Origin of the sequence: Paraburkholderia nemoris (assembly GCF_905221015.1) — a bacterium.
GTDB lineage: Bacteria > Pseudomonadota > Gammaproteobacteria > Burkholderiales > Burkholderiaceae > Paraburkholderia > Paraburkholderia nemoris.
The window spans coordinates 184856-201010 of sequence record NZ_CAJNBO010000009.1; the positions used below are offsets into that span (position 1 = coordinate 184856).

At 61.1% G+C, this 16155-nt stretch carries 13 protein-coding genes; 1 reads left to right on the forward strand and 12 read right to left on the reverse strand.

Going from position 1 to position 16155, the window contains the following annotated elements; translation table 11 throughout:
* Positions 1 to 496 precede the first annotated feature (496 nt).
* The 4 genes from KHO33_RS16205 to hemE form a co-directional block, all read right to left on the reverse strand.
* On the reverse strand, positions 497 to 742 hold the full coding sequence (locus tag KHO33_RS16205) for a hypothetical protein (protein ID WP_234480614.1): 246 nt from the start codon (positions 740 to 742) through the stop codon (positions 497 to 499).
* The gene (locus KHO33_RS16210; RefSeq protein WP_200565597.1) at positions 742 to 2172 is read right to left on the reverse strand and encodes a YeiH family protein; all 1431 of its coding nucleotides are present in this window, start codon (positions 2170 to 2172) and stop codon (positions 742 to 744) included. The genes KHO33_RS16205 and KHO33_RS16210 overlap by 1 nt, the downstream gene beginning before the upstream one ends.
* A 181-nt stretch (positions 2173 to 2353) precedes the next feature.
* Positions 2354 to 4600: a primosomal protein N' gene (locus tag KHO33_RS16215; RefSeq protein WP_200565598.1), complete on the reverse strand. Its 2247-nt coding sequence runs from the start codon at positions 4598 to 4600 to the stop codon at positions 2354 to 2356.
* A gap of 464 nt (positions 4601 to 5064) precedes the next feature.
* Positions 5065 to 6165: a uroporphyrinogen decarboxylase gene (hemE, locus tag KHO33_RS16220; RefSeq protein WP_054038564.1), complete on the reverse strand. Its 1101-nt coding sequence runs from the start codon at positions 6163 to 6165 to the stop codon at positions 5065 to 5067.
* Between the two features lie 218 nt (positions 6166 to 6383).
* Between hemE and KHO33_RS16225 the strand changes: the two genes are divergently transcribed.
* Positions 6384 to 7181 carry a transporter substrate-binding domain-containing protein gene (locus KHO33_RS16225; protein WP_054038566.1) on the forward strand — a complete coding sequence of 266 codons (798 nt, stop codon included), beginning with the start codon at positions 6384 to 6386 and terminating at the stop codon, positions 7179 to 7181.
* Between the two features lie 848 nt (positions 7182 to 8029).
* Here the strand turns inward: KHO33_RS16225 and KHO33_RS16230 are convergent.
* The 8 genes from KHO33_RS16230 to atpE form a co-directional block, all read right to left on the reverse strand.
* The gene (locus KHO33_RS16230) at positions 8030 to 9760 is read right to left on the reverse strand and encodes an AMP-binding protein (RefSeq protein WP_200565599.1); all 1731 of its coding nucleotides are present in this window, start codon (positions 9758 to 9760) and stop codon (positions 8030 to 8032) included.
* Positions 9761 to 10002: 242 nt separating this feature from the next.
* Positions 10003 to 10428 carry a F0F1 ATP synthase subunit epsilon gene (locus KHO33_RS16235; RefSeq protein WP_012434800.1) on the reverse strand — a complete coding sequence of 142 codons (426 nt, stop codon included), beginning with the start codon at positions 10426 to 10428 and terminating at the stop codon, positions 10003 to 10005.
* 155 nt (positions 10429 to 10583) lie between these two features.
* A complete protein-coding gene (atpD, locus tag KHO33_RS16240; protein ID WP_054038568.1) occupies positions 10584 to 11978 on the reverse strand; it encodes a F0F1 ATP synthase subunit beta in 1395 nt (464 codons plus the stop codon).
* A 103-nt stretch (positions 11979 to 12081) separates the two neighbouring features.
* Positions 12082 to 12966: a F0F1 ATP synthase subunit gamma gene (gene atpG, locus KHO33_RS16245; RefSeq protein ID WP_054038570.1), complete on the reverse strand. Its 885-nt coding sequence runs from the start codon at positions 12964 to 12966 to the stop codon at positions 12082 to 12084.
* Positions 12967 to 13057: 91 nt separating this feature from the next.
* Entirely contained in the window at positions 13058 to 14599 is a 1542-nt protein-coding gene (atpA, locus tag KHO33_RS16250) for a F0F1 ATP synthase subunit alpha (RefSeq protein ID WP_054038572.1), read from the reverse strand.
* 60 nt (positions 14600 to 14659) lie between these two features.
* Positions 14660 to 15199 carry a F0F1 ATP synthase subunit delta gene (locus tag KHO33_RS16255; RefSeq protein ID WP_054038574.1) on the reverse strand — a complete coding sequence of 180 codons (540 nt, stop codon included), beginning with the start codon at positions 15197 to 15199 and terminating at the stop codon, positions 14660 to 14662.
* A gap of 2 nt (positions 15200 to 15201) precedes the next feature.
* Positions 15202 to 15672 carry a F0F1 ATP synthase subunit B gene (locus KHO33_RS16260; protein WP_054038575.1) on the reverse strand — a complete coding sequence of 157 codons (471 nt, stop codon included), beginning with the start codon at positions 15670 to 15672 and terminating at the stop codon, positions 15202 to 15204.
* Between the two features lie 138 nt (positions 15673 to 15810).
* The gene (gene atpE / locus KHO33_RS16265; RefSeq protein WP_007180033.1) at positions 15811 to 16080 is read right to left on the reverse strand and encodes a F0F1 ATP synthase subunit C; all 270 of its coding nucleotides are present in this window, start codon (positions 16078 to 16080) and stop codon (positions 15811 to 15813) included.
* Between the last annotated feature and the right edge of the window lie 75 nt (positions 16081 to 16155).

A 16155-nucleotide genomic window follows, 5' to 3' on the forward strand; every position in this document is an offset into this window, starting at 1 on the left:
TTGCACCTTTTCGAAAGCCCTATACGGCGGGGGTTTGCGCCGAATGGCGCTGCGCGTGGCAACTGCGGTTGCGATCAGTACTTTCCCTGGCGTGATTCTTTTCGCTTTTACCCTTATCAGATTGCTCGGCGCGCCGTTATACAGAATATGGATGGTCGCGGCCGCAAGGCACGCACATAAAAACGGTACGGGGTTTTAGAGGACTGGCGAAATGGAAAAGTGGTTAGTGATATTGGGCATCTGGGCGATGTGCGCCACGTGCGGCGTGCTTTTCATCCGCGGCGCGACGCGTGGCCCGGGCAAACATGAGACGGAAGAAAGGCGGGCGCGTCCGGCATCGCGCGCATCGGCTGGCGATGCGCGGGCAGCTTTGAACGATTGAGAGGGGCTAAGCCCGGCGGCTAATGATGGACATCAAGAAGCCGTTCCTCGACTGACACCGCAAAGCAAATACACGCCGCCCGGCTCACACCGGGCGGCGCTGCAGACGCACGCGTCAATGCCGGGGAATGGGGTCGTACTGCGCGCAGGTGTCGTCGGGTGAAACGAGCTGGTCGTGCAGACGGCAAAGCCGGCTGTCAGCCACGCTCGCGCCGAACCCGGAACTGAACACGGCGAGACCCGGAATGCTCTGCTCCAGTGAATGCCGATCCTCAGCGCGATACCGGCAGTTTGCACAGCGCGCCGCGCACGCATCGAAGCGTGCCTGGGCCGTGCCGGCGATGCGGACCGCCTCGCTCATCACGAGCCCTGCCCCAAGCTACTCCAGTACGGTGCGAACACGTGCGCGGACAGCGCGTAGCCGATGGCGATATTGACGACCACGCCCGCCGTAAAGGCCAGGAACGGTTTCAGGCCGGTGGCCGAAAGCGCGCGCAGGCGCGTGGTCAAGCCGATGCTCAGGAAACAGAACGTGAATGCCCATGTCCGTAGCGCGGTGATCGGCGCGACGAATTCGGGCGTGACGACCTTGCGGTAGTCGGCCAGCGAGTAGTGGCTGGCGATCCACGTCACCAGCGCCGACGCAATCACGAAGCCGATCACGAACTTCGGAAACCGCGCCCAGATTTCACCGGCGTTCGCCTTCGCTTTGACGCCGCTGTCCTGCGACTCCCAGCGCGTCGTCGCGACGATGGCGAGCACGAACGCCCAGATACCGATCCAGATATCGCGGCCGACCACCTTCATCAGCGTGAACGCCTGCAGCGATGCTTCGGGGGCGCCCGCAATCGCTCCGCCCGCGTGCTTCGCGAAGTCGCCGTAAGCTTGCGCGGCGGCAATACCCGCAGCGTCGGCGAATTCGGACGTGCCGATCCATGCGCCCGCCACGGCTGTCGAGAGTCCCAGCGAGCGCGACGCAAAGGGCAGCACGAAAATCATCACAATCGCCCACAAGACCACCAGCGTAATCGCCACCGATGCCTGTTCGCGTTTGGCGCGCACCGCTCCGGCAATCGCGATCGCCGCCGACACGCCGCACACCGCGCCGCCCACGCCCAGCACGGCCGCGAACCGCCGGTCGAGACCGAGCGCCTTGGCGACAAGGAAGATCACGAAGAACGTCACGAGCGAAACGATGGTCGCCTGTCCGACCGCGACCGGCCCCGCCCACACCAGCAAGGTGAACGGCAGCGTCGCGCCGAGCAACACGATGCCGACCTTGATATAAAACTCCACGCGCAGGCCCGCTGAAAACCACTCGGGCAACGTGAACACATTGGAAATCAGGAGGCCGAGCGCCAGCGCAACCAATGGCGGCTCGAGGTTGTACTTCGACGCATTGACCCACGCGCCCAGCGTGAAAATCAGCGCCGACGCGATGAACAGGATCAGGAACGAGCCCAGGAAAATGCCGACCCGCTGCTTCAACGCGGCAAGGCTCACGCCGAATAGCACGGCGAACACGACGAACAGCGCGACATAGTTCGGCAGGTGCTTGCTGATATCCTGCGCAGCCTGCCCCACGCTCGCCCATTTGGCCGGCGCCACCGCCAGCCACTTGATGCTGCTGCCCGAGGCGAACAGCGCCCAGGCAATCACGATCACCAGCAGGCCGATCCAGACGGCCCACCAGTCTTCAGTTGAAAAGAGCCCGCCGCCGTGTGCGCTATGGTCACTGCGCGGTTTGCTGGGCGCGGCGCCGGTCGGCAACGTCTGGTTGGTATCGCTCATCGCAAATGCCCCGAGGAAGTTGAGGTGCATCGGCGCGGGATTTTTGAGTTTTGCCTGAAGGTGCGCCGATTCGGCGAAATATAGGCGAGCGGTGGCGCAAAACGAAACGACCATTCGCTCTATGAATATGACTTAAAGGAGTAATGCCGCGAAGCTGTCGCGAAGAGACCGACAACAGGCGTCAGATGTCGAGGGGATCGACTTCGAGATTCCAGCGCAGCACGCCTTTCAGGCCGCGCAGCATCGGTTGCCAGGCGCGCAACGTGGCCTGCAACGCGGCTCGCGACGCGCTTTCGATCAGCAATTGCGCCCGATGCACGTGCATCACTTTGACGATGGTGAGCGGCACGGCGTCATAGACCGTCACGCGCCCGGCGGCCGGGATCTCCGTCAGCGCGGCTGCGGCTTGCTGCAGGAACGCGAGCGCGGCTTCGAGCGTGCGACCTTCGGCGCGTAGCAAAGCCTGATAGGCGAACGGCGGCAGATGGGCGTCGCGCCGCTCGGCCAGCGTCGAATTCGCAAAGCCGACGTAGTCATGCCGCCCCAGCGCGTGATACAGCGCATGGCGCGGATAGCGCGTCTGCACCAGCACTTCGCCCGGCAAACCGGCGCGGCCCGCGCGGCCGCTCACTTGCATCAATTGCGCGAAGAGGCGCTCGCTCGCGCGGAAGTCGTGTGAGAACAAGGCGGTGTCGGCGTTCAGCACGCCGACCAGCGACACCCGCTGGAAGTCGTGACCCTTTGCGATCATCTGCGTGCCGACGAGGATGTCGACCTCGCCCGCGTGGACATCGGAAAACAGCGCCTGCGCGCTGCCTTTGCGGCGTGTGCTGTCGGCGTCGATGCGCAGCACGCGGGCGCCGGGCACCGCGCTTGCCAGCGTTTCTTCGACGCGTTGCGTGCCGCGCCCCATTGGCGCGATGTCGACATTGCCGCACTCCGGGCACGAGCGCGGAATGCGCGATTCCCAGCCGCAGTGGTGGCAGCGCAGTGCACGCTCGGGTTTATGCAACACGACGTAGGCGCTGCAACGTGGGCAACCGGCCACCCAGCCGCAGGCGTCGCAGGAGAGCTGTGGCGCGTAGCCGCGCCGGTTCAGGAACACGAGACTTTGCTCGCCACGCTCGAGCCGCGCCTTCAACGCCGCGATCAACGGCCCGGACAAACCCTCCACCGAGGCTCGCCCGCGCCGCCGCTCTTCTTCCAGATCGATCAACCTGACGGTCGGCAGGACGGCCTCGGCAACTGCGCGGCGCGACAGCGTGAGACGTTTATAGCGTCCCTGATCCGCCTGCCACCAGCTTTCCAGCGACGGCGTAGCCGAACCGAGCACAACCGGTAAACCGAGTTGCTTGCCGCGATAGATCGCCAGATCGCGTGCCGAATAGCGCAAGCCTTCCTGTTGCTTGTAGGCCGGATCGTGTTCCTCGTCGACGACGATGATCGCGAGTTTCGGCAGCGAGGCCAGCACGGCCAGCCGCGTGCCGAGCACGATGCGAGCACGCCCGGTGTGCGCCGCGAACCAGTTGCGGGCGCGTTCGCCTTCCGCGAGGCCGCTGTGCAGCGTGACGATCGAGGTGCCTTCGAGCGCGGCAAAGCGCGCACGGAAGGCCGACTCGAACTGCGGCGTCAGATTGATTTCGGGGACGAGGACGAGCGCCTGCGCGTCAGGCGTCGCCGCCAGAATCTCGGCGAGCGCGCGCAGATACACCTCGGTTTTGCCGCTGCCCGTCACGCCATGCAGCAGGAAGGGCGCGAAGCCGTTCGCGTCGCGGATCGCTTCGACCGCAGTCGCTTGTTCGTCGGTGAGGGTGGGTAGGACGGGTGCGGGTGTATCTGGCGACGCGGGGGTGGCGAGCACCTCGGCGGCTTCGATCACCTCAAGCACGACCCAGCCTTCGGCTTGCCATGCGTCGAGGGTTGCAATGGCCTTGGGGTGAAGCGCGCGAGCGTCTGCGGCGCTCAGAAACTCGGCCTCCGCCAAGGCTTGGGCAAGCTTGCGCAATGCGCTTGCGCGCGCCGGCAATGTTTCCGGCAACGCGGCGCGACCCTCGGCGGTCAGGCTGTAGCGCTCCTCAGGTGCGAACAGGCGCGACCAGCGCGACGCATCACGCAGGGCTTGCGGCAAAGCAGGCAGGGCCACTTCCCCGAGGCCGCGCTGATAGTAGTCGGCGGCGAAGGCTGCGAGCCGCAGCCATTCGGTCGACACGGGCGGGCAGGCGGTACAGACATGGGCGACTGCTCGCAGGCGATCAGCGGGTACGTCACTGTGAGTGGTCACTTCGCACACAAGACCCACCACGTGACGCTTGCCGAACGGCACGCTCACCATCATGCCCGGCGCGACACGTTCGGGCGTGTCGCAGCGGTAGTCGAACAAAGTCGGCAGCGGATGGTCCAGCGCGACGCGGACGTACACTTCACTCACGCCGCGATGTGTATCGGGTGAACGGATGCGGCATGACGCCGCGTCACGGTGCACATTGAGCAAACGACGATCCCATCGAAGTTAAAGTAAAACTTCAATTTCGGCGCTAAGTTTTGGATTCGGCTGAACAATTGCAATCGGTCCGCTTGCCTGTGGATAACTTTGTTGAGAACTTCGTTCAGATGGGCCGGGAACCGCGCTGCAGCGGCCTTCTGTGGGTTTCCGCACATTTTGCCGTGAACCCTTGAAACCCTTGCCAGACAAGGCTTAGATCAAATGCGCCTGCAATGTGCAAGGGCTAGGGCACGACGAAAGCTTCTACCGCGCCGCAGCGTGATTAATGTGCATAAGTCAAGTCTTGACTTTCGCAAGACCGCCATCTGACGGCCTGTAGACTACAAATATTCCCTTAGGGCGAGAGCCCAGTTCGCTGCGTTGCAACAAAAATGGCAACGTTTTCGGCGTCAGCTTGGTGCATGCGCGCCGCTGCGAATCGCGCGGCTATGACGATGAACTTCATCCACGAGTTCAGCAACATTCTCCGGCGGCGTGAACTGCGAAATGCCGTGGCCGAGATTGAAAACGTGGCCAGGATGATTGCCGAAGCTGTCGAGCACGGCGCGGGCTTCCATGCGGATTGCGGCCGGCGGCGCAAACAGTACCGAAGGATCGATATTGCCTTGCAGCGCCACCTTGCTACCCACGCGCTCGCGCGCCTTGCTCAGGTTCACGGTCCAGTCGAGCCCCACCGCATCCACGCCGATATCGGCGATCTCGTCGAGCCACAACCCGCCGCCCTTCGTGAAGGTGATCACCGGCACTTTTTCTCCGTCGTGATCGCGTTTCAGTTGGCTCACCACCTGCTGGATGTATTGCAACGAGAAGCGTTGGTAGACGCCATCCGCGAGCGCCCCGCCCCACGTGTCGAAGATCATCACGGCTTGCGCGCCGGCTTCGATCTGCGCATTCAGGTACGCCGCAACCGACTTCGCGTTGACGTCGAGAATGCGGTGCATCAGGTCCGGACGCGCGTACAGCATCGATTTGACGGTGCGGAAATCCGCTGAACCGCCACCTTCCACCATGTAGCACGCCAGTGTCCACGGGCTGCCCGAAAAGCCGATCAGCGGCACGCGCTGGCGGCCTTGCGCGTCGGTCAGCGCGGTGCGGATTTCGCGCACGGCGTCGGTCACGTAGCGCAGCGTGGCGTCGATGTCGGGAACGGCAAGGCGCGCCACATCGTCTTCCGTGCGCACCGGACGAGCGAATTTCGGGCCTTCGCCGGCGACGAACTCGAGACCCAGGCCCATGGCATCAGGCACGGTGAGGATGTCGGAGAACAGGATCGCGGCGTCGAGCGGATAGCGCTCGAGCGGCTGCAGCGTGACTTCCGTTGCGTACGCCGGGTTCTTCGCCAGACCGAGGAAACTGCCCGCGCGACCCCGCGTGGCATTGTATTCCGGCAGGTAGCGGCCAGCCTGCCGCATCAGCCAGATCGGCGTGTAGTCGGTCGGCTGGCGCAGCAGCGCGCGCAGGAAAGTGTCGTTCAGGAGTTTATGGGCCACGTTGCGTACGACTGAAGGCAAAGGAGCATTTTACCGGACCCGGCAGCCCGCATCGCGCTTGATGCGGGCAATAACTGTGGCGCACCTTGCTTGCGACCGGCTTTTTTGCTGCCCGGTGCGGCGCCATGACTCAGCTGAACGGCCAATGTTCAAGCGTGAGTTGCCGGGCTATCATCCGACGGCCTTACCAGACAATTACGCGCAACCAAGGAGACTCGATGAACAAGGCAGCACTCGCACTGCTCGGCGTTTTGACCGGTGTTTTGATGCACGCCGGCGTGGCTCAGGCGCAGACCGCCGCCACCGCCGCGGCGCCCTCGCGGCTTGACGAAATCCTCGCGCGCGGCACGCTGCGCGCCTGTACAACCGGCGATTACAAGCCGTACTCGTTTTACAAGGCAGACGGCCAGTTCGAAGGCATCGATATCGATATGGCGGAGTCGCTCGCCAAATCGCTCGGGGTGAAAGCGGAATTCGTCAAGACATCGTGGCCGAACCTGATGAACGACTTCGTGGCGAAATGCGACGTCGGCGTGGGCGGTGTTTCGCCGACGCTCGAGCGCCAGAAGCGCGCGTTTTTTACGCAGGCGTACATGATCGACGGCAAGACGCCGATCGTGCGGTGTGACGACGTCAACAAGTATCAAACGGTGGCGCAGATCGACCAGCCGGCAACCCGCGTGATCGTCAATCCGGGCGGTACCAACGAGCGTTTCGCCAAGCAGTATTTCCCACATGCGAACCTGACCGTCTATCCGGACAACGTGACGATCTTCAAGCAGATCCTCGCCGGCAAGGCCGACGTAATGGTGACGGATGCGTCGGAGACCTTGCTGCAACAAAAGCTGAATCCGGGCCTTTGCTCGGTGCATCCGGACAAGCCTTTCCAGTATGGCGAGAAGGCTTGGCTGCTGCCGCGTGGCGATGTCGCGTTCCAGCAATACGTCGATCAGTGGTTGCACCTTGCGCGAGCGACCGGCGAATATCAGGCGATCTCGGATAAGTGGCTGAAGTAAGTTGCACGGGCCGGCCAGTGTCCCCGCTCAATCTGAAAAACGAAGTGGTTTGATTGATTAATAGGTCCGCATGGCCGGCACAATCATGTAACCAGACCCCGAGGCACTACGCAAAACTCGAACAATGCGATTGAACAGGGGTCCAACAAACCGGTCGTTTGCACGTCCACCGCATATGCGCGGGGTGTTGCAGCGCAGCGCATGTGTTTGCCCAGGAATCGAGCGACTTCGTAACGCTAGAAAAACGCCGGTAATACAGCCGGTCCGCCCCGGAAAAGATGCGCATGCAACTATTTCATGCGGAATCGACTGAACGGATTACGCCGCAGTATGCGTCGCGAATAGCATCAATCAAGCGTATGAAATTGCGTAACAGTCATCGGTAAAAATTACGTTTAAAACGTTTCGGATTGGAAATAAGTCCCGCGACGCCTTATCTGGCGGGCGTTACAACCTGAAACACTTTGTTACCGCGCTCGTAGGTTAATTCGCCCACAATGCCCTCAACGGTTTCAACACGGATGTGGCTGGGTGCGTGGTGTGAGCGGATACGATGCACTTGCCGGTCGGCGTTTGCCGAAGCCCTGTGAAGGGGCATCCCTGCTGGGGCCGTAGTCGACGCAGGGTCGTCGTCTCAGTTGGTTCCATCTTTGGTCTCCTCGCGCTAACCCCGTAGCGTGTGGTTTTTAGCGGGCTCCAGGCCCGCTTTTTTTTCGTCTGGTCAAACGTTTGCGCGCTTCCCGGCGGGTCGATTTCCGGCCCACGGGTTCATTCGATGGCAAACGGTTTTCCCAAAATGCAGGCCGGCGCCGCGCGAAGATTCGCGCGGCGCCGAACCCGATTGGCCATCAGGCTGTCTTGTCTGCCTGGATCTTCAATTCGCTGATCATCCGTTCTCGCATGACGAACTTCTGCACCTTGCCGGTCACCGTCATCGGCAATTCGTCGACGAAGCGGATGTACTTCGGCACCTTGTAGTGCGCGATCTGGCCCTGGCAGAACTGCTGGATTTCCTCCGCTGTGGCCTGCTCTCCTAAGCGCAATACGATCCACGCACACACTTCCTCGCCGTACTTAGCGTCGGGCACGCCGAAAACCTGCACGCTCTGGATTTTCGGGTGGCGGAACAAAAACTCTTCGATTTCGCGCGGATAGATGTTTTCGCCGCCGCGAATCAGCATGTCCTTCAGACGGCCGACGATGTTGCAGTAACCTTCGGCATCGATCGTCGCCAGATCGCCGGTATGCATCCAGCCGTCGACGATGCTTTCCCGCGTCTTCGCTTCGTCCCCCCAATAGCCCTGCATCACCGAATAACCCTTGGTGCACAGTTCGCCCGTCTCACCGACCGGCACGATTGCGCCGAGCGGATCGACGATCTTCACCTCCAGATGCGGCTGGATACGACCGACCGTCGTGGTGCGTTTGTCGAGCGGATCAGTAGTCGAGCTCTGGAAGGACACCGGGCTGGTCTCCGTCATGCCGTAAGCGATCGTGATCTCGTTCAGATGCATCTTCGAGACGACCTTCTTCATCGTCTCGATCGGGCACGGTGAACCGGCCATGATTCCAGTGCGCAGACGCGAGAAGTCGTAAGTGGCGAAGCTCGGATGATCGAGTTCGGCGATGAACATGGTTGGCACTCCGTGCAGCGCGGTGCACTGCTCTTCGGCGACGGCCGCCAGCGTAGCGGCTGGATCGAAGCCCTCACCGGGGAACACCATATTCGCGCCGACCGATACGCAGGCCAATACCGCTAGCACCATGCCGAAGCAGTGATAAAGCGGGACGGGAATGCACAGGCCGTCCAGCTCCGTCAGGCGCATCGCCATTGCGATATAGCGCGCGTTGTTGACAACGTTCCTGTGGGTCAGTGTCGCGCCTTTCGGATTGCCGGTCGTGCCGCTGGTGAACTGAATGTTGATCGGGTCGTGGGAGGAAAGCGTCGCGCCGATGGCGTCGAGCCTGGCGACGTCGAGTGTTGCGCGGCCCTGCTCGATCACGTCGGAGAAGGTCAGCATGCCGAGCGTTTCCGTGTCGCACATACGGATCACGTAGCGCAGATCGGGCAGGCGCGCGGCGTGCAGTTCGCCCGGCGCCTGGGTCGCCAACTCCGGCGCGAGCTCCTGCAGCATCTCCAAGTACATCGACGTCTTGAAACGCTCTGCGGCAATGATCGCCTTGCAGCCCACCTTGTTCAACGCGTACTCGAGTTCGGCGAGCCGGTAAGCCGGGTTGATATTGACGAGCACGGCGCCAATGCGTGCCGTCGCGAACTGTGTAAGCAGCCATTCCACCCGGTTCGGCGACCAGATGCCGACGCGGTCGCCCTTCACGATGCCGAGTGCGAGGAGCCCAGACGCCAGCACATCGATTTCCTCGGCGAACTCCTTCCATGTCCAGCTGATTCCCTGCTCACGAAACACCACGGCTGGGCGCTCAGGGAAACGCGCCGCAGTGTCGCGCAAAAACTGGCCTACCGGGGCTTCACTCAACGGGATCTCGGTCGACCCGCGAACATACGACAGATTGTCTTTGGGTTCGATGAGTGCGCCTTCGCCTGACATGTGGGTTGCCATGGTGTTGTCTCCGTGAGCGGAAGCTCGCCCAGTCTATTGAAATGAAATTGAAATCGATTGTGCCACCGGCGTGTGTCCGTACGGCATCAAGTCTTACCCGCAGCGCATCGACGGCTAAAGGGCTCGCTTCAACTGCTGATCGTTCGATACGAATACACAATTTTGCTGACCTTTCCGTAAACGTCAAGTTAAGGTCAAAAAAAAGCAGCCACAAGGGCTGCTTTCTCTCTGATACGTGATGCTTAGTTCTGGCCGCGCAGCTTGCGCAGACGCTGGATCGCAGCGAGCTGAGCCGTCGCGTACGCCAGTTCCGCTTGCGCGGTGGCGTATTCGAGGTTCGAACCCGTGTTCTGCAGCGCTTCTTCTGCGCGCTTGCGTGCATCTTCGGCCTTGGCTTCGTCGAGATCCTTGCCGCGGATCGCCGTGTCGGCGAGAACCGTCACCGCGCCAGGCTGGATTTCGAGGATACCGCCGGCGACGAACACAAACTCTTCTTCGCCGTTTTCAGCTTCGATGCGCACCGCACCCGGACGAATCCGGGTGATGAGCGGCGTGTGGCCCGGCAGAATGCCGAGTTCACCTGCTTCGCCCGGCAGCGCGACGAACTTCGCCTGGCCCGAGAAGATCTGCTCTTCCGCGCTGACGACGTCTACTTTAATGGTTGCCATATCGACTCCTGTGGCGACTCGAGTTAGCGCTTTGGCGCTTACTCGGGTCCCATGCAAGGCTGGATTGAGTGTAGTAAGAGGCGCCGTTTTCGCGAAATGCTACCCCGCAGGCAGTATTTCAGCGCGAGCGGCGCCCGCTTCGTTACACCCGACCTTTACTGGATCTTCTTGGCCTTTTCGAAGGCTTCGTCGATCGTGCCGACCATGTAGAACGCTTGTTCCGGCAGGTGGTCGCACTCGCCTTCAACGATCATCTTGAAGCCACGAATCGTTTCCTTCAGCGGCACGTACTTGCCCGGCGAACCCGTGAACACTTCAGCGACGTGGAACGGCTGCGACAGGAAACGCTGGATCTTACGAGCGCGCGCCACGGCGAGCTTGTCTTCCGGCGCCAGTTCGTCCATACCCAGAATCGCGATAATGTCGCGCAATTCCTTGTAGCGCTGCAGCGTTTGCTGCACGCCGCGCGTGATTGCGTAGTGCTCTTCGCCGATCACGTTCGGGTCGATCTGACGCGAGGTCGAATCGAGCGGGTCCACTGCCGGGTAGATACCCAGCGAAGCGATGTCACGCGACAACACGACAGTTGCGTCCAAGTGGCCGAAAGTCGTAGCCGGCGACGGGTCGGTCAAGTCATCCGCAGGGACGTACACGGCCTGCACCGACGTGATCGAGCCGGTCTTGGTCGACGTAATACGCTCTTGCAGCTTACCCATTTCTTCAGCGAGAGTAGGCTGATAGCCCACTGCCGACGGCATACGGCCGAGCAGTGCCGACACTTCCGTGCCTGCCAGCGTGAAACGGTAGATGTTGTCGACGAAGAACAGCACGTCGAGGCCTTCGTCACGGAAGTGCTCAGCCATCGTCAGACCGGTCAGCGCGACGCGCAGACGGTTGCCCGGCGGCTCGTTCATCTGGCCGTACACCAGCGCGACCTTGTCGAGAACGTTCGAGTCCTTCATTTCGTGATAGAAGTCGTTCCCTTCGCGGGTACGCTCGCCAACACCAGCGAACACGGAGTAACCACCGTGTTCCTTAGCGATGTTGTTGATCAGTTCCATCATGTTCACGGTCTTGCCCACACCGGCGCCACCGAACAGGCCAACCTTACCGCCCTTGGCGAACGGGCAGATCAGGTCGATAACCTTGATGCCGGTTTCGAGCAGTTCCGTCGACGGCGACAGTTCGTCGAACGCCGGAGCCTTCTGGTGAATACCGCGAACCACGTCCGAGTTGATCGGGCCGGCTTCGTCGATCGGGCGACCCAGCACGTCCATGATCCGGCCGAGGGTCGGCTTGCCAACCGGTACGCTGATCGGCTTGCCGGTGTTCTTCACCGTCGTACCACGGCGCAGACCGTCCGAGGCACCCAGACAGATGGTACGGACGACGCCGTCGCCCAGCTGTTGCTGGACTTCGAGGGTCAGTTCCGAACCGTCGAGAATGAGCGCGTCGTAAATCTTCGGCATGTGGTCACGCGGGAATTCCACGTCGATCACCGCGCCGATGCACTGTACGATCTTGCCTTCTACCAAAGCAGTAGTACTCATCGCTTTTCCTTTAGATACTCAATTCTTCACTCGCGCAAAGGCGCAGTTTCGATGGGGGTGCGCCACGAGGGCGCACACGAAGCGGCGTGCCGGACCGTTAGGGTCAGACTGCCGCTGCGCCACCGACGATTTCCGACAGTTCTTTCGTGATCGCGGCCTGACGGCTCTTGTTGTACACGAGCTGCAGTTCGTTGATGACCGTCTTCGCATTGTCCGAAGCGGCCTTCATTGCGACCATCCGTGCCGACTGCTCCGATGCCATGTTTTCCGCGACGGCCTGATAGACCAGCGCTTCGACATAACGCACCAGCAGTTCGTCCACCACTGCCTGTGCATCCGGCTCGTAGATGTAGTCCCACTGCGTGCTCGGCGTCGTGCCGTCTTCGTCCTTGCGCTCGAACTGATCTGCCGACAGCGGCAGCAGTTGCTCGATCACCGGCTCCTGCTTCATCGTATTGACGAAGCGCGTGTACGCGAGGTACACCGCCGAAACCTTGCCTTCCGAGTACAGGTCGAGCTGCACCTTCACCGCGCCGATCAGCTTTTCCAGATGCGGCGTATCGCCCAGATGCACGACGTTCGACACCACCTTGGCGCGCAGACGATTCAGGAAACCCAGACCCTTGGTACCGATCGCAGTTGCTTCGATCGTCTTGCCCTGGCCTTCCAGTTCCTTGAACTTCTGCAGCGACGCACGCAGCACGTTAGTGTTCATCCCGCCGCACAGACCTTTATCGGTCGTGACGAGGATGATGCCGGCCGCTTTCGCGCCTTCGTTCGACACCATGAACGGGTGACGATACTCCGGGTTCGCACGGCTCATGTGTGCAGCGATATCGCGGACCTTGTCGGCATACGGGCGAGCAGCGCGCATGCGCTCCTGAGCGCGGCGCATCTTCGATGCGGCCACCATCTCCATCGCTTTCGTGATCTTGCGCGTGTTTTGCACGCTCTTGATCTTGCCGCGAATTTCCTTCATTCCAGCCATTGCTTGCTCCTTGATCGAAGCAGCGCGGGTTCAGTTGCCTGCGGCCCGCGCCGCTTCAAGGTCCGTTTATGCCTTGCGGATCATTCGCGGATCAATAAGCGCCGGACTTCTTGAAGTCTTTGAGAGCCGTATGCAGCAGGGCTTCGTCGTCCTTCGAGAGTTCCTTGGTATCTTCGATGCGCTTGATCAGGTCAGCGTGCTTCGACTTCAGGTAATCGCGCAGGCCCTTTTCGAACGGCAGCACTTGCGCGACTTCGAGGTCGTCGAGGTAACCGTTGTTCGCAGCGAACAGCGCGACAGCCAGTTCCCACACTTGCAGCGGCTGATACTGCGGCTGCTTCAGCAGTTCCGTCACGCGGCGGCCGCGTTCCAGTTGCTTGCGGGTTGCTTCGTCGAGGTCCGATGCGAACTGCGCAAACGCTGCGAGTTCACGGTACTGCGCCAGGTCGGTACGGATACCGCCCGACAGCTTCTTCACGACCTTGGTTTGAGCCGCACCACCCACGCGCGAGACCGACACACCGGCGTTAATTGCCGGGCGGATACCTGCGTTGAAGAGGTCGGTTTCCAGGAAGATCTGGCCGTCGGTAATCGAGATCACGTTCGTCGGAACGAATGCGGTCACGTCGCCTGCTTGCGTTTCAATGACCGGCAGTGCCGTCAGCGAACCGCTCTTGCCCTTCACTTCGCCGTTCGTGAACTTCTCGACGTACTCTTCCGAGACGCGAGCAGCACGCTCCAGGAGACGCGAGTGCAGATAGAACACGTCACCCGGATACGCTTCACGGCCCGGCGGGCGGCGCAGCAGCAGCGAGATCTGGCGGTATGCCCAAGCTTGCTTGGTCAGATCGTCATAAACGATCAGGGCGTCTTGACCGCGGTCGCGGAAGTATTCGCCCATCGTGCAGCCGGCGTACGGTGCGAGGTATTGCATCGCAGCCGATTCCGAAGCCGAAGCGGCCACGACGATCGTGTATTCCAGCGCGCCGGTTTCTTCCAGCTTGCGCACCACGTTCATGATCGACGAAGCTTTCTGACCGATCGCAACGTAGATACAGAAGAGGTTCTTGCCCTTCTGGTTGATGATCGCGTCGACTGCGACTGCGGTCTTGCCGCACTGGCGGTCGCCGATGATCAGCTCACGCTGGCCACGGCCAACCGGCACCATCGCGTCGATCGACTTCAGACCGGTTTGAACCGGCTCCGAAACCGACTTACGCCAAATCACGCCCGGAGCAATCTTTTCGATTGCATCGGTTTTCTTCGCGTTGATCGGACCCTTGCCGTCGATCGGGTTGCCAAGTGCATCGACCACGCGGCCGAGCAGTTCCGGACCCACCGGCACTTCGAGAATGCGGCCCGTCGTCTTGACGATGTCGCCTTCCGAAATGTGTTCGTACTCACCCAGAATCACGGCGCCGACCGAGTCGCGCTCGAGGTTCAGTGCGAGACCGAAGGTGTTGCCCGGGAATTCGAGCATTTCGCCCTGCATCACTTCCGACAGGCCGTGGATACGCACGATACCGTCGGTCACGGAGATCACGGTGCCCTGGTTGCGAACGTCTGCGCTCGCTTCAAGGCCCTGGATCCTGCTCTTGATCAGCTCGCTGATCTCAGAGGGATTGAGTTGCATTATTCGCTCCTGATAGTCAATTCTGTTGCGTGCCAGCCGCTTCAGCGCTTATGAAGCGCTTCAGGCCGTCAGAGCCGTCTGCATGCTGGCAAGCCGCGCGCGGACCGAGGTATCGAGCACTTCGTCACCGACCGTCACGCGCACGCCGCCGATGAGCGACGAGTCGACTTCGACCGTCGGCTTCAGCTTGCGCTTGAATTTGCGTTCGAGACCTGCGACGAGTTCGTTCAACTGCGCGCCTTCGAGCGGGAATGCGCTGACGATCAGCACATCTGCCGCCCCTTCGCGGGCGTTCTTCAACTCTTCGAACTGCGTGGCGATTTCCGGCAGCAATTGCAGGCGATGGTTATCGACCAGCATTTGCACCAGATTCTTCGCTTGCGCATTGTCCTTGAGCGGCGACTTGACCGCGGACAGCAGCAGATCGCTGACCTGTGCGCGGCTCACTTTCGGGCTCGAGGCGATCGACAGCACTTCGGGCAGACGCGCAACCTGTGCCAGCTCCTGCACGAGCGTGGACCAGGCGGCGATGTCACCAGCTTCGGCCACGCCAAACAGCGCTTCTGCGTACGGACGGGCGATGGTTGCAAGTTCGGCCATGATCAGAGCTCGGCTTTCAGTTGATTCAGCAGGTCAGCGTGAGCTGCCTGGTCGACTTCGCGCTTCAGGATCTGTTCAGCGCCCTTCACTGCCAGTGCAGCAACTTCGCCGCGCAGCGTTTCGCGGGCTTTCACGACTTGCTGTTCCGCGTCGGCCTTCGCTTGCGCGATGATGCGAGCGGCTTCAGCTTGTGCTTGAGCCTTGATTTCGTCGGCGACTGTCACTGCGCGCTTTTCTGCGTCAGCAATACGTTGCTGACCGTCGTTGCGTGCCTGAGCCAGTTCCTGGTCGACGCGCTTGTGGGCGGCTTCGAGTTCAGCCTTGCCCTTTTCAGCGGCAGACAAACCGTCAGCAATCTTCTTTGAGCGCTCGTCGAGGGCGTTGATCAACGGCGGCCACACGAACTTCATCGTGAACCACGCGAGGATCAGGAACACGACCATTTGCGCAAACAGGGTTGCGTTGAGATTCACGGTGTTTCCTTAAACGTTGCTAGTTCGGAAAGTGAAACGGCAAGGCGCTCATCGATTCTGTATTCGATCAGCGCCCAAGTGCCCGTTCCGCCCTGCGCCTTTACCAGTTATAGCTCAGGCGCAAACTTCCGAGGAACCTCAGCCTGCCAGCTTCGACAGCAGCGGGTTCGCGAACGCGAACAGCATTGCCACACCAACGCCAATCAGGAACGCAGCATCGATCAGACCAGCCAGCAGGAACATCTTGGTTTGCAGCGGGTTCATCAGTTCCGGTTGACGAGCACATGCTTCGATGTACTTGCCACCCATCAGGCCGATACCGATACAGGCGCCGATTGCACCCAGGCCGATGATGATGCCGATACCGATGGCGGTCAGACCCTGGATGTTGGCGATGAAAGCTTGCATGATCACTCCTTTGTGAAAAGTCTTTTAGAACTGGTTGGAACTGGGATTTAATAAAAACAAAACTAAAACAATTCG

Bases quoted from the DNA above. Each gene is read 5' to 3' on its own strand.
- KHO33_RS16210 (WP_200565597.1), bottom strand. From the start codon at position 2,172: ATGAGCGATACCAACCAGACGTTGCCGACCGGCGCCGCGCCCAGCAAA.
- atpE (WP_007180033.1), bottom strand. From the start codon at position 16,080: ATGCAAGCTTTCATCGCCAACATCCAGGGTCTGACCGCCATCGGTATC.
- KHO33_RS16230 (WP_200565599.1), bottom strand. From the start codon at position 9,760: ATGGCAACCCACATGTCAGGCGAAGGCGCACTCATCGAACCCAAAGAC.
- atpG (WP_054038570.1), bottom strand. From the start codon at position 12,966: ATGGCTGGAATGAAGGAAATTCGCGGCAAGATCAAGAGCGTGCAAAAC.
- KHO33_RS16205 (WP_234480614.1), bottom strand. From the start codon at position 742: ATGAGCGAGGCGGTCCGCATCGCCGGCACGGCCCAGGCACGCTTCGAT.
- KHO33_RS16235 (WP_012434800.1), bottom strand. From the start codon at position 10,428: ATGGCAACCATTAAAGTAGACGTCGTCAGCGCGGAAGAGCAGATCTTC.
- KHO33_RS16255 (WP_054038574.1), bottom strand. From the start codon at position 15,199: ATGGCCGAACTTGCAACCATCGCCCGTCCGTACGCAGAAGCGCTGTTT.
- atpA (WP_054038572.1), bottom strand. From the start codon at position 14,599: ATGCAACTCAATCCCTCTGAGATCAGCGAGCTGATCAAGAGCAGGATC.
- KHO33_RS16225 (WP_054038566.1), top strand. From the start codon at position 6,384: ATGAACAAGGCAGCACTCGCACTGCTCGGCGTTTTGACCGGTGTTTTG.
- atpD (WP_054038568.1), bottom strand. From the start codon at position 11,978: ATGAGTACTACTGCTTTGGTAGAAGGCAAGATCGTACAGTGCATCGGC.